The sequence below is a fragment of the Butyricimonas sp. BSD2780061689_150309_C8 genome (assembly GCF_015560935.1).
GTDB classification, from domain to species: domain Bacteria; phylum Bacteroidota; class Bacteroidia; order Bacteroidales; family Marinifilaceae; genus Butyricimonas; species Butyricimonas paravirosa.
In genome coordinates this window covers 38445-52549 of sequence record NZ_JADMSV010000020.1, presented here as the reverse complement: position 1 = coordinate 52549, position 14105 = coordinate 38445, and the positions used below count along the sequence as shown (strand labels likewise).

The following is a 14105-nucleotide window of genomic DNA, read 5'->3' as shown; positions in this document are numbered from 1 at the left end:
ACATTTGAATGTTTAATTATAGGTAATTATAACAACTTAGACGGGGTTGCCGGACCAGGGCAACCCTGTCTTATTTTTTATACACAGTAATCGTACGCTCCTTCACCACAAAGCGAACATCCCCGCCCGTCTCTATAAATCTCAAAAAATGCTCGACCGTCTCGTACTTCTGTAAATCTCCCGAAAAAACCAGTCGCTTACACTCTTCGTTTGCAAAAAAGACCGTCACGTCATAATTCCGCTCGACCACCCTCATCAATTCCTCCAGCGTCAAATGACTAAACACGTAAAGCCCGTTACGCCATCCCACGTACTCTTTCAGATTCACTTCCCGCACATCCCACGTCCCCGTCAAAGAATCAGCGATAACCTGAAACCCCGGTTCCAGTACAACCTTCTTTTTATCCTTCCCCGTGAACTGCACGGAACCATTTACCAGCGTGGTCACCACCCGGTACTCTTCCGGGTAATCACGCACATTAAATTCCGTCCCCAACACCGTCACGCATCCCCGGGATGTATGCACTAGAAAAGGTTTCGATGCATCTCTCTCCACCTCAAAATAAGCCTCCCCCGACAACAGATACACCTCCCGGCGATCCTCTCGAAAACGTACCGGGAACTTCAACCGGGAATCAGCATTCACCCACACTTTCGTTCCATCCGTCAGCACCAACATATACTCCCCTCCCCGCGGGACATTCAACTCGTTATAAGCAATTCTATCCGTTGGCGTTACATTTTCCGAGGCATACACCACCTTCACGGAATCCCGGGTAATCTTTATCCCATCCGCCTCCCGAACCTCTCCTTTATCCTCACCCAAATCAATCCGGGTCCCATCGTCCAGCATAATATATCCCTTTGACATGATGGGCTGTATCTCTTCAACTAACTCCACGTGATTCCGTTTTTCCCAATGTACATTCAACCAGTAAGCTGTCCCTCCTAGAACAAGAGCCAGTAAAAATGAGGCAGCAATCCCCACCTTCCGTATCACCCGGACTTTCCGTCCCCGTCTCACGTATGTCTGAAATTTCTTGTACCCATCCTTCGAAGAAAAACGAGAAGGCTCCTTCAGCCAAGACACAAGCTGTTTTTTGTCTTCCAGCCCGGAAGCATTATTCAACAAGCCCGGTTCTCGCATCAATTGCTGAAACTCCTTTTTCGTCTCTTCATCTTCCTCGTTGAAAAAGTTTCGAACCACTTGTTGAACAACCTCAAATATAGTATGACCGTGACGTTTCATTACACTTTTTATATTGGATTCATTTATCAAATCCAAAAAACCGAAAAAGTATAAAAAGAAAAATGATTTTTTTACAGAAAAAATAACATGGCCACGATCCAGTACTTGCCAAGTTCCTGTTTTATAAATTTATAGGCTAGATATTTTTGTTGTTTAACCGTATGAATCGTCACGCCCAACTTCGCCGCAATCTCCTCCCCGCTCATCCCATCCATGCTCATCAAGATCACTTTCCGACGTTCTCCCGGTAATAAATCGATCAACTCCCTCAACTTGCGCAACACCTCTTCCCGCACCACGCTCGAAAAATCCTCTTCGGACATCTCCCGTTCCACCTCACTCCACAACCTCAACCGGGCCTCTTCCGTGTTCCGGTCCCGCAAATATTTCAATGCGTTGTTCGTCACCGAACGATACAAATAAACCGTCAAAGCCTTCTCGTTCTCGAAAACAGCTGTTCCGTTCCACAAGTTCACGAACACCTCCTGCACGACATCCTCCGCCACGTGATCATCCAATAAAATTCGAGCCGCATGATGACACAAACTTTCATAGTAAGAGTCGAACAACTCTTGCCACGCTTTTTCGTCTTTACGATTTACCCCGTAAACTAATTTCGTATATCCATCACCAAGCTCCATATAAATGTGCTACTTAAAAACAAATATATGAAAAATATTTAGTATTGGTTATAATTTCTTCTTCGAACCACCTTTTCTTTTTTTCTTCTTCTTTTTCTTAATCTGATTCTTATAGCTCAAATAACAAACAAGAGCAGTTGCAAGCATTCCTCCTCCCACGAACAACACCCCGTACCCATCCATCGTGCCATACTGGACATTCCCCATTGACCCGGAAGTATATCCCCCAGACGTCTGTCCCGTCAAGATCATATAAACCCCACCAAAAACAAGTACGATTCCACCTAACAGGCATATCACGCTACCCACTCGATTCCATTCCATAATCCCAATTATTCATGTTACAATCCCCTCCAAAACTCTTGAAACCGACTTTCACCTCTAACGGCCTTTCAATTCTCCGAATGATACTCCACCTCCCGATCGAAACGCGGCACCACGAGAGCCTCCACCACCTTATCTCCGAATTGTTTCCTTTCAATCTGAATTGTCCGGTCCACTTCTTCCCCGAAAGCCTCCTTTATCCTTTGATGAAGGAACAACTCATACTTATCCAGATTACAACACAAGTAATCCAAATCCGCCTGAATCCCCACAGGCACCCCCTTATCACTCATCCCAATATACACGGTTCCCCCCTGTCCATTCAAAAAACTACATATATCCTGCATGATCGAATCCAGTTGAGCCTCCACGTCCACGTGTTTCGCCCCCACCGGATAGACCAGCGAGTTCTTAAACGTTTGCTTTTCTTTCATGTTCCCGACTATGGTATCTTCCTTCCCCTTCAAAGACAACAATTCCAATAACTCATCCTCCCTCCAACGAGATTCTTCCGTAAGATTTCCCTGCCCCTCTTTTGCCAATATAGATTCGGCCACTTTAGCCACGTAATCATCCTTTGAATGAGAAAGATGTTCCAAATCCCCCGCAAAAGAACGATCCCCGTAGGACGCCAGCATCCGGATCACCGCCCACAAAGGTTCCAATGCCGGGTAAGCCCGGAAGTCCTTTTCCAACACGCCTAGATCCAACGTTTCCAAACGTCCCTCTATAAATTCATACTTCACGATCAAATGATTAATCAGGCAATCATAATATCCTTTCAAACGATAATCACCTAACACGTGAGCCAACAAGCGAATAAAATAAAGTAAATTCAGATTCTCCAAACAGACCTCTTGCGTCAGGTAAAGCTGCAACAACCGGATCAACTCCTTCACGTACTTACCCGAAACCCCGATAGAACGCTCGATCTTACCCGTGTTAAACTTTCCCTGTCCGTCCCCGTTTTTATATTTCTTGCACTCTTCTATATAACTGTAAACCAGATTGGCCACTGCCTCGTGCCGGTCAAACCGTTCCTTCGTCGCTTCTAGAATCTTTCCCTTGATCCTCCCTACCGGGGGAACATCCGTGATTTCCAAAAGATAGTAACCACCCCTTTCCTCGCTTACCCCCTCTGCCAGAGGAGTAGAAACCAAGAAACCACTTTCCGACAGCCATGTCACGAAATCATTCTTCTCACTCAGAAGTAAGGCGTTACACTGATCCCCTACCCGCAAATGCTCCACGGCCACCTGATTCAGCTCCTCCCAGATCGAGAACTGCAAGCGGTCATCCTCCGACTCCACTACCGTCGCCGTCATAATATCCCCGGGATGAAGAATATCTTTCAAACTATCCAGCCTTGCCCGTGTCACTTGGCTGACATGCAAAATGCCCTGTCCATCATACTGCGGGTCCACGATCGTAACGAAAGCCAGCGTGGGTTTAAAATTATGCACCAGCTTTACCCGTATATTCACGACAGCCCCCACGGGCGGCCGTTTTTTATGAATCACGCTCTTTCTCAATTCATCCGAAAAGTCAGCGAGGATACCTCTCCACGCTTGAGTCGTTCCCACCAACCCTTCCTCGAAACTCAACTTTTTCTTACTGTACCCGAGTTTCAGAGCAACACCGTCAATCTCCATCAGCGTGTCAAACTTTAATGAAACCGGGGCGGCAAGCGTGATTGCTTTCGTTTCCACTAATAATTGCCCGTGTCCCTCGTACAGACGCCCCTGACAATTTCTAATCGCATCAACCGTCTTTTCTTCAATAGATTCCATCAGGACGGGAATAGAGAACTTTAACAACTCCTCCCACGTGAACACGGCATTCTTCTGGTTAAATAACAAAGAATTAAATGCGTTCTTCCGAATCACCTCATCTTCCTTATCCCGTAACACATACAAGTACCTGAAAAACATGGAACGCAAGCTTGCCAGCTCTTCCTGCACGGGATCCCCCAACAAGATCCGGGCCCCCAGAATCCAAACAGCCTCTTGAATCTGATCCCGGGTATGTCCCTCAAAACACAACACATCATCCTGTTCCCTCACAAGAGCGACCCGTTCGTTAAAACGTTCCATCACCCTTGGATTAGGCTTATTCAGCGTGTTATACACCAGCAATACAAGCCCCCGTGCCGGCAATAAATGCAACCTCGGACTAAACCGAACGATCGTCAGTAGCGTTATCCACACGAGCGATTTCTTGTACAGGTAACCCGACACCATCAATTTCTCTAACTTCGAAGTAATATACTCCCCTTCTTCCCCAGCATCAATCAACCGGATCGCCTCTCTACTGGCAATAGCCTCATCCAGATAACGTTCCACCTGCATTCGGGCATCATTCAGCTTGACCCCTTCAAAACATTTCAAATAATCGGACCCCTCAAGCATCCATTCCAATATACGAATAAAAATATCATTCAGAAGATCATAATCCTCCAAGATCATTTCCTCTCCCCCTAACTCCGCACGAACAACACCCAAGAAAGAAAATATCCACTCCGGCCCTTGTTTTCCAACAACCGTGAAATCATAATCGCAAATATACTCGTCAAGAATGCCTGCCTCTTCTTTCGTGAGAGGAAGTTCCTCGAACAAATGTTCAGGAGATACAAAATCCATTATTCTTATTTTTATTTAATGCAAAAAATATTTAAACATACACTTTTTGGTAAAGCGCCGCACCTCATGACAAAAAATCAATGTCTCCATTCCTCCTCAATGAATCGCAACCATGCAAAAGTAACAACTTTTTTCTGAAAATCAGCACTTCAGGCTATTACAATTTTATTCCCCTCTCTTCCAACATTTATTCCTCTTCATTAAAAAACACTTTCAATCTCACCTATTTTTTATTACATTCGCTCACATAAACGCAAAAATATACAAGACCATGATCCGCCACTTTCAACAACAAGACGAGGCCGCCGTTATCCAGATATGGCTCGAAGCATCCGCCATTGCCCACTCCTTCATTCCCCGTTCCTACTGGGAAAACAAAGTTCTGGATATGCGTAACGCATACCTGCCACAAAGCCAAACCCACGTCCACGAAGACGAACACACGAACGAAATCACGGGATTCATCTCACTGATCGGCAACTACATCGCCGCCCTTTTCGTCTCTCCCAACCGACAAGGACAAGGAATCGGACAAGCCCTCATGGCATATATCAAACAACAACACCCCGAACTGGAATTAAACGTTTACGCGGAAAACACGCAAGCCTTGACATTCTACAAACACCAAGGCTTCACGATCACCCGTGAACAAACCGACGAACAAACCGGTCGGCAAGAGTTCACCATGAAATATCAACGGGACACTTAAAGCATCCCCGACAATTCCTGTTCCAACATCCCCGATCCCCTCAAATCATTTCTCAACCGGGCATTCCCGTCCCGATCGACAATAACGTACGAGGGAATTCCATCTACACCGAAGTGATCACATATATAATCCCATTGTTTACGATTCAAACGATAATGCTCCCCCTCGATTCCTGCCACCATCTCCAACCATTTGGATTCCGGGGAAGATTCGTTCGTGATATACACGAAAACGACATCCTTATCCTTGAACTTGTTTTTCCGGGGTTCAAAAGCGGCAATCGCACCCCGGCAAGGTCCGCACCACGTGGCCCACAAGTCCACCATCACCACTTTCCCCTTATAACGGGCCATGATCGCGTCGAATAACTTTTTCTCAGACACCGACGGCACCTCCCGGATTCGTTTTTCCGCCTTCACCTTACTTTCCGCCACTTTAGCATCGATCTGCCGTTTCACCTGTTCAAAAGCCTTCGTGTAGTAGGGATCGATAGTAGCCAGATTCCGCTGTTGCTCTTTTGTCAAGGGCTTCATATTCTCCAGTTGATCATAAATACCTTGCAATTTGAAATAATCGATCAAAAATCCTTCTTGGCTCCCCAGTATCTTTTCCAACCGATTCAACGAGGGAATCCGGTAACCAACAATATCAAAACAATACGGGAAATCACGAGCGTACAACATATCCAACCGGTTCACATCCAAATCCTTCAACACCGCAAAATGCTTATCCGTGAACTCCGGGGCTTTGAAATTGATCTCCCGTTGATCCCACCCGATATGATTCGCCTCCCGGTAAGCCGTTTCCAAATTAGACTCCCCGGAACAAACCAACCTCATCACAAAACCTTTCACCCCGATCTCCCGGTATTTCCGTACCCCGTCCGGTAGCATTTTGTCATTTGCCAGACGCTCCATCTCGGCCCGGTAAAGCTTCATCACGTACGCGATATACTCGTCGGCATTCATCCCGTTGATATCCTCATAGAAAGAATACATGGAAAATCCATCCTCATATTCATCCTGCAACGCGTAATTCAAGGGGATAAATCGACTTTCCCCGACCACGTAAGCCAAACGATGAGCCTTCATCCGGTCTTTCTGGTAGCGAGAAACCCTTCGGGTAGCCTCTTCCAAATCGACATACACCTCCACGTCATCCCCCGGATCAAGCACGATCATCGTGTGGAAAAGCGTGTTGCTCAAATAAACCCACGTCGTGGAATACTGATCAAATTCAAACGTACAACTGTGATCCTGATCTATCCTCTTCGAAAACTCCTTCCCCGGGCTAAACATATCGCTCACGAAAAGCTCGACATCCCGCCCGTCCATCAAATCACGATAACCGCACAAACGCACCTTCACCCTCGTCTTCCCCGTCTTCAACTCAGCCGGCGGCAACGTGGTAGCTTCCTTCCAGTCCCGGGCAGACACGTCCGACGGGACAGCCATGGCAACCACTTCAACATCAGGATTCAAATTCAATCCCCAAACATGCCAGCCCCCCAGATTCATCCGGCTTTCGATCAAATCGATCGAATTCACCCCTCTCGGGAGCGGCGGGAAAAATAACTTGAACGAGAGCAACCCGGTATCACGCATCTCGAATTTCTCGCTCAACTTCAATCCTTCCGAGTTCAAGGCTAGATACTTTTGCCCGTTCGCCAAGATATAGATCCCGGAATCCACCCGGGCCCAGCCACCGGGAAATTGCTCGCCATCGGCATAAACAATAGTAGCCGTGTCATTCAAAACAATACGGGAAATCTCAAGTGATGCAGAATTTTTAGCCTGAAAGGCCGGGTAATCAATCACCCGTTCCTTCGGTTGGCAAGCAACGAGAATGCCCACGAACAGGAACATCAAGACAGTTCGACTTAATTTTATCATATTTGCTATTTTATCAGGACCACGCAAAGGCCTGTTGTTTCCTCGATATAAATATACAAACATTTTAACAAAATGCTTACTTTTACGGCATAAAAACGAATATATGTCACATAATATCACGATATACACAGACGGAGCCGCCAGCGGCAACCCCGGACCGGGAGGCTACGGGGTCGTACTCATGGCCGGACCGCATCGTAAAGAACTGTCGGAAGGCTTTCGCCGGACCACGAACAACCGCATGGAATTGCTCGCCGTTATCATCGGGCTTGCCGCCCTGCGCTTCGAAGGAAGCAACGTGACCATCTACTCCGACTCGAAATACGTGGTCGATGCCGTTGAAAAAGGTTGGGTATTCGGTTGGGAAAAGACCGGATTCAAGAAAAAAAAGAACCCAGACCTCTGGCGACAATTCCTCGCCCTTTATCGCAAACACCACGTGAAATTCATTTGGGTAAAAGGACATGCCAATATCCCGGAAAACGAACGCTGTGACCAGCTCGCCGTGGCCGCCTATAAAGCCCCGAACCTACAAATCGATGAATATTATGAAGCAGAACAGAATTCTGACGAACAACTTTTTAGTGAATAGGCAAAAAAAATTGTCAATTGTTAGTCAAGGAGATTCTAAAATAACTATTTTCGCGCTACAATCTAAAACTAGAAAAAGTAACATCATTCATCACAAAAACTTATAGAGATGAAAAAAATATTAATCGTTGGTGCAGGGGGACAAATCGGTTCCGAACTGGTACCCCACTTGAGATCCATTTATGGAAACAACAATGTAGTGGCAGCTGATATTAGTGCTGAAAAATGTAAAGCATTGGCAGAAGCAGGTCCATTCGAGGAATTGAACGCTCTTGACGGGGAAGGTTTCAGTGCCATCGTGAAAAAATACAATATTGACACCATCTTCAACTTGGTTGCCCTGTTGTCAGCCACGGGAGAAAAGAACCCCAAATTAGCCTGGGACATCAATATTGGTGCTTTAACCAACTCTCTGTACATTGCCAAGGATAACAATTGTGCTGTGTTCACGCCGAGTTCTATCGGGGCTTTCGGAAACGATACCCCAAAAGACAAAACTCCCCAAGACACGCTGCAACGTTCCAACACCACGATTTACGGGGTTTGCAAGGTAACAGGCGAGCTTTTAAGCGACTACTACTTCAACCGTTTTGGTGTTGACACCCGTAGCGTGCGTTTCCCGGGATTGATTTCATACGTGACTCTCCCCGGTGGCGGAACCACGGACTATGCCGTAGAGATCTACTACGACGCCATCCGCAAAGGTTCATTCACCTGTAACGTGAAAGAAGGAACCTACATGGACATGATGTACATGCCGGATGCCTTGAATGCAGTTGTACAATTAATGGAAGCTGATCCCAGCAAATTAAAACACCGGAACAGCTTCAACATCGCATCCATGAGCTTCGAACCCGAGCAAATCGCTGCCGAAATCCGCAAACACCTCCCCGACTTCAAGATGGATTACCAGATTGACCCGGTGAAACAAGCCATCGCCAACAGCTGGCCAAACAGCATGGACGACACTTGCGCCCGCGAAGAATGGGGCTGGGCTCCGAAATTCGACCTTACCAGCATGACAAACGATATGTTGATCAAGGTAAAAGAAAAATTCGACAAAGGATTGATCAAATAAAAATATTAAAAAAGCAGCCCAATAAAGGCTGCTTTTTTAATACTTTTATTCATCACCTTTCAAATTTCACCCTTAGGGAACCAGACTCCCGGAATACCTCGATCCCATCCCCGTCAACCTGTCCCATCGGGATGAGACTATTACTAGCCGAGCCACTCTTATAGAAAATCGCCACGTTCCCCCACGGTTCGTAGAGCATAATACTTCCCGCCGTGGGATTACCTCCCCGGGGAGCCCCCTCGGTAGACAACTTCGGTGAAGGATAGAAAATTTTCTCCGCCCCGGCGTAATCGCTCAACTCCACCTCCAACGGCAAGCGAGCCAGAAATGCCTTCGCCGTCACGTTATCCTCCATTGTCGCCGTCACCGTCCGTTCCCCGATAGTAATCTTCACTTTCAGCGAACTCACCTCATCCTCTTCTTCTTCCCGGGTAGCCCCCAACCCTTCAAGCCACGTTGCCACCCGGCTCTCCATCTGGGCAAGCCCGCTTGACGTCAGCAACAAAGTCTCTGTAAAAGTTGCTTGCGGACAAAACCCCCGGGCCTCATTCGCGGAAGTCGATATTCCGCTACTCCCACTCGTGGCAAACAAAGCAACTCGTTTCCCCAACAGCTTGGATCCGTATTCATGTAGAAATGTTTGCATCGGCGTAGCCATACGACCATACCAGATTGGGTAACCGATAAAAATAAGATCATACTTGTCAAAGCCATCCACGGACGTTGCGATAGCCGGGTAATTCCCCCTATCGATAGCCGCCAGTTCCTCGCTTGCCCGGTCAAGCATGGCGTTATAATCCCCCTCGTAAGCAGTCGCAGGTTCCACTTCCAATATATCACAATGAAGTGTCGTGCTAATCTGACGGGCCACTTTTTCCGTGTTCCCGGAACGGGAACTATAAAGAACCAAATATCGACCATTACCGACCGAATCCACGGACATACCGGGTTCCTCGTCCGGTACAAACGAATCATCCCCCGAACTGCCACACGCTGCCATGGACACCAGGACCAACAATATGAACGGAATAAATAATAACTTTTTCATATCTCCACTTTTTATTCAAATTAATAATCGTAGTCTTTTCAATCATACGTTTTACATTGATACAAATGTAGATCGGGAAAAGCGGCCCGCCTGTATACGATTTACAGAAGTTTATACCTGAATTACGGAACTTGAAAACACACCGATTATTTTTCCGATAAAATATCTTATTTTTGTGAGTAACTAATAACGAACAACATGGAAGAGATACTGAAAATAAACAACGTGGACGACTACAACAAACTCTTCGGATTGGAAACTCGCCACCCGTTAGTCAGCGTCGTCGATTTATCACAATCCACCCAATGGCCCACACAGGCAATTTTTAACTACGGCATCTACGCCCTTTTCCTAAAAGACATCAAATGTGGCGACATTCGCTACGGACGGCAGTTCTATGACTATCAAGACGGTACCATCGTCAGTTTCGGCCCGGGACAGATCACCGGGATTGACATGGCTCCCGGAGTTCGCCCCATGGCCCACGGGCTACTGTTTCATCCGGACCTCATCCGGGGTACGGCACTCGGACAAGAGATTCGTAACTACACGTTTTTCTCCTACGAGGTAAATGAAGCCCTACACCTCTCCGAGGAAGAACGCCAAACGATCATGGATTGCCTGAATAAAATACAAGCAGAATTGGAACACGCCATTGATAAACACAGCCGACGGCTGATCACGGCAAATATTGGAGTACTATTGGACTACTGCCTCCGTTTCTATGACCGACAATTCATTACCCGCAACCAGCAAAATAACGACATCATCGTCCGGTTCGAACGTTTGCTGGATGAGTATTTCGATGGCCCGATGCCGCAACAAGAAGGCTTACCCTCGGTCAAATACTTCGCAGACAAGGTCTTTCTTTCCCCGAATTATTTTGGCGACATGATCCGCAAACAAACCGGGAAAACAGCCTCGGAATACATCCAGACCAAGGTCATCGAACGTGCCAAGGAAAACCTACTCTCCTCGGACAAAACGATGAGCGAAATCGCCTACGATCTGGGATTTCAATATCCCCAGCATTTAAGCCGGATGTTCAAACGGGTGGCCGGATGCACCCCCAACGAATTCCGAGCCCAAAATTGATCAAAAAAATGGGTATCCCGTAAATACAAAACGGGTACCCATCGGGTCGTTCTCCCCACGACAAACCTTTTAAGTCCCTTATTTCATAATCATTACATCAAGTATAATAGATCACTTGATGATCACTTCCGGATAAAAAATTATAATCACACTATTAAAATTCTATTAAAACGCTATTTAGTATAGCGCTTTAATAGCGTTTTAATAGCGTTCTAATAGCGCTTTACACGAAAGTGATCAGCTATTGCTCATGTATAATTCCATAAATCATTATTAACAAGGGCATAAATAACCACCTAAAAATCATACAACTAACAATATCAAAAACGATTATTTGGAAGAAAGCTAAAACATTCTCCCCGACAAGCAATTCAAGTTGTCTAAACATCTCTCAAGAAAGAAAAACGGAGATTTTGAAACTTTATATATAAAAATACGAAAATAAAACAGTACATTAGTAACTTTATTTAAGAGGGACAGGCGTTCTTTTATCGCCCATACCCGATATTTTACGATTTAGATTATGCCAAAGAAAGAGAAAAAAAGCAAGAGAGACATCGGTAAAAAAGAATTACACCGATTATTATACGATATATTTTCCGGTAACCCCGATCAAAACTTCAATTACAAGCAACTAGCCCAAAGACTAGGCATCAAGAACATGAATGCCAAGCAATTGATCATGACCGTTCTTTACGAGATGAAAAATGACAATATGCTCACGGAAGAATCAACCGGGGTATTCAAATTCAAGGTAAATACCATTTACGTGACCGGAATTATTGACTTGACGGCCAAAGGTACCGCCTACTTGATCTCGGATGATTGCAAGGAAGACGTTTTCATCCCCCAGGTTGGCTTGAACCACGCCTTAAACGGCGACAAGGTAAAAGTGTTGCTCTACGCCCGGAGTTCCAAAAGACGCCCCGAAGGGGAAGTGGTGGAAATCCTCGAACGCAAGAAAGAGACATTCGTGGGTATCATACAATGCTCCAAACAATACGCCTTTCTCGTTCCCACGGGCAAACAGTTACCCTACGATATATTTATCCCCTTGAACGACTTGAACGGGGCCAAGGATGGAGAAAAAGCCATCGTCAAGATCACCGAGTGGCCGGAGAACCAGAAAAACCCCGTGGGTAAAGTGCTGGAAGTTCTCGGGACACCGGGAGACAACGACACGGAAATGAATGCCATCATGGCGGAATACGAACTGCCCGTGCAATTCCCAACAAACGTGGAAAAAGCCGCGAAGAGAATAAAGGACGCCATCCCGGCAGAGGAAATCAAGAACCGGAGAGACTTCCGGGAGGTCACAACGTTCACGATCGACCCGAAAGACGCCAAGGACTTTGACGATGCCCTCTCGCTCCAAAAACTGAAAAACGGGAATTACGAAGTCGGCGTGCATATCGCTGATGTCAGTTTCTACGTGACCCCGGATTCGGTGCTGGACAAGGAAGCTTACTCCCGTGCAACATCCGTGTATCTCGTGGACCGCACGATCCCGATGCTACCGGAACACCTGTCCAACGGGTTGTGTTCGCTGCGTCCCGACGAGGAAAAACTTTGTTTCTCGGCAGTTTTCGAGTTGAACGATAAAGCCGAGGTAGTGAAACAATGGTTCGGACGGACTATCATCAAGTCAAACCGCCGTTTCACTTACGAGGAAGCCCAAGCCATGATCGAGGGCGGCGAGGGTGACTATAAAGAAGAGATATTAACCCTTAACGATCTGGCACAGAAATTACGGGCCGCCCGTTTCCAGAACGGTGCCATCGCTTTTGACCGGATCGAGGTTCGTTTCGATATTGACGAGAACGGGAAACCCACGGGCGTGTATTTCAAACGCTCGAAAGAGGCCAACAAACTGATCGAAGAATTTATGCTTCTCGCCAACAAAAAGGTTGCCGAAAGAATCGGAAAAGTCAAGGAAGACCAAAAAGCCAAAACATTCGTGTATCGTATTCACGAACAACCGAACACCGAGAAACTGGAAGATTTCGGCCGCTTTATCGCCAAGTTCGGTTATCGCATCCGGACAGGTACACCTCGCCAAATCTCCTCTTCCATGAACAAATTGATGGAAGACGTGCAGGACCGCCCGGAACAGAACATGATCGAAACGCTGGCTATTCGCACGATGGCAAAAGCCGTCTACTCGACGGTGAACGTGGGACACTACGGACTGGCTTTCGACTATTATTCGCACTTCACGTCACCGATCCGTCGGTACCCGGACGTGATGACCCACCGCTTGCTGCAACGTTACCTTGACGGCGGACGCTCTGCCAATGCCGAGAAGTACGAGGAGATGTGTAAACATTGCTCCGACATGGAACAAATCGCCGCCAATGCAGAGAGAGCTTCCATCAAGTACAAGCAAGTCGAGTTCATGAGCGACAAACTGGGCGAGAATTTCATGGGAACGATCTCCGGTGTAACGCAATGGGGTTTCTACGTGGAACTGAATGACACCAAATGCGAAGGACTTGTTTCTATCAACGAGCTGGAAGGAGACTATTACGAGTTCGACGAAGAAAACTACTGCATCGTGGGGCGTCACCACCGGAAAGTGTACCAACTAGGTGATCAGGTACTCGTGAAAGTAGCAAAAGCTAATCTGGTTGCCCGTCAACTGGATTTCGCTCTCGTGGAAAGTACGAGTACCACAACTGCCGCCCCGGCAAAAGTGGTTCCTCCCAAAGCCAGTGGCAGCCGCCAGCGCCCGGAACGTAAACTCCGACGGGGAAGGCGAGGAGATGCTCCCACGAGAAGGAAAGAGAAAAAAAGAAAGAAATAACAATGAAAAAAGTTGAGCTTAAGGCTCAACTTTTTT

11 protein-coding genes are annotated in these 14105 nt (G+C 46.7%); 5 read left to right on the top strand and 6 right to left on the bottom strand.

Annotated features, from left to right (window positions below; all coding sequences use genetic code 11):
- Positions 1 to 70: 70 nt before the first annotated feature.
- The 4 genes from I2I33_RS14425 to I2I33_RS14410 all read right to left on the bottom strand — a co-directional run bounded on the left by I2I33_RS14425 (position 71) and on the right by I2I33_RS14410 (position 4853).
- Positions 71 to 1249 (bottom strand): FecR family protein, encoded by a 1179-nt coding sequence (locus tag I2I33_RS14425; RefSeq protein WP_087419410.1) that lies wholly within the window; start codon positions 1247 to 1249, stop codon positions 71 to 73.
- 71 nt (positions 1250 to 1320) lie between these two features.
- Positions 1321 to 1890, bottom strand: a complete 570-nt coding sequence (locus I2I33_RS14420) for an RNA polymerase sigma factor (protein ID WP_087419409.1) — start codon at positions 1888 to 1890, stop codon at positions 1321 to 1323.
- 48 nt (positions 1891 to 1938) lie between these two features.
- The gene (locus tag I2I33_RS14415) at positions 1939 to 2214 is read right to left on the bottom strand and encodes a hypothetical protein (protein WP_087419408.1); all 276 of its coding nucleotides are present in this window, start codon (positions 2212 to 2214) and stop codon (positions 1939 to 1941) included.
- 68 nt (positions 2215 to 2282) lie between these two features.
- Positions 2283 to 4853 carry an RNA-binding domain-containing protein gene (locus I2I33_RS14410; protein WP_087419407.1) on the bottom strand — a complete coding sequence of 857 codons (2571 nt, stop codon included), beginning with the start codon at positions 4851 to 4853 and terminating at the stop codon, positions 2283 to 2285.
- A gap of 271 nt (positions 4854 to 5124) precedes the next feature.
- Here I2I33_RS14410 and I2I33_RS14405 point away from each other — a divergent pair, with 271 nt between their 5' ends.
- Positions 5125 to 5562 carry an N-acetyltransferase gene (locus I2I33_RS14405; RefSeq protein WP_087419406.1) on the top strand — a complete coding sequence of 146 codons (438 nt, stop codon included), beginning with the start codon at positions 5125 to 5127 and terminating at the stop codon, positions 5560 to 5562.
- Here I2I33_RS14405 and I2I33_RS14400 read toward each other — a convergent pair.
- Positions 5559 to 7454 carry a TlpA family protein disulfide reductase gene (locus tag I2I33_RS14400; protein ID WP_162613686.1) on the bottom strand — a complete coding sequence of 632 codons (1896 nt, stop codon included), beginning with the start codon at positions 7452 to 7454 and terminating at the stop codon, positions 5559 to 5561. The genes I2I33_RS14405 and I2I33_RS14400 overlap by 4 nt on opposite strands.
- A gap of 103 nt (positions 7455 to 7557) precedes the next feature.
- Here I2I33_RS14400 and rnhA point away from each other — a divergent pair, with 103 nt between their 5' ends.
- Positions 7558 to 8046 (top strand): ribonuclease HI, encoded by a 489-nt coding sequence (gene rnhA, locus I2I33_RS14395; RefSeq protein ID WP_087419404.1) that lies wholly within the window; start codon positions 7558 to 7560, stop codon positions 8044 to 8046.
- Positions 8047 to 8154: 108 nt separating this feature from the next.
- Positions 8155 to 9123, top strand: a complete 969-nt coding sequence (locus I2I33_RS14390; RefSeq protein WP_087419403.1) for an NAD-dependent epimerase/dehydratase family protein — start codon at positions 8155 to 8157, stop codon at positions 9121 to 9123.
- 52 nt (positions 9124 to 9175) lie between these two features.
- On the opposite strand, the gene I2I33_RS14385 is transcribed toward I2I33_RS14390, so the two are convergent.
- Positions 9176 to 10171, bottom strand: a complete 996-nt coding sequence (locus I2I33_RS14385; protein ID WP_087419402.1) for a cyclophilin-like fold protein — start codon at positions 10169 to 10171, stop codon at positions 9176 to 9178.
- Between the two features lie 198 nt (positions 10172 to 10369).
- Between I2I33_RS14385 and I2I33_RS14380 the strand changes: the two genes are divergently transcribed.
- Entirely contained in the window at positions 10370 to 11266 is an 897-nt protein-coding gene (locus I2I33_RS14380) for a helix-turn-helix domain-containing protein (RefSeq protein ID WP_087419401.1), read from the top strand.
- Positions 11267 to 11789: 523 nt separating this feature from the next.
- Positions 11790 to 14069, top strand: coding sequence for a ribonuclease R (gene rnr / locus I2I33_RS14375; RefSeq protein ID WP_087419400.1), 2280 nt, complete (start codon positions 11790 to 11792; stop codon positions 14067 to 14069).
- Positions 14070 to 14105 lie beyond the last annotated feature (36 nt).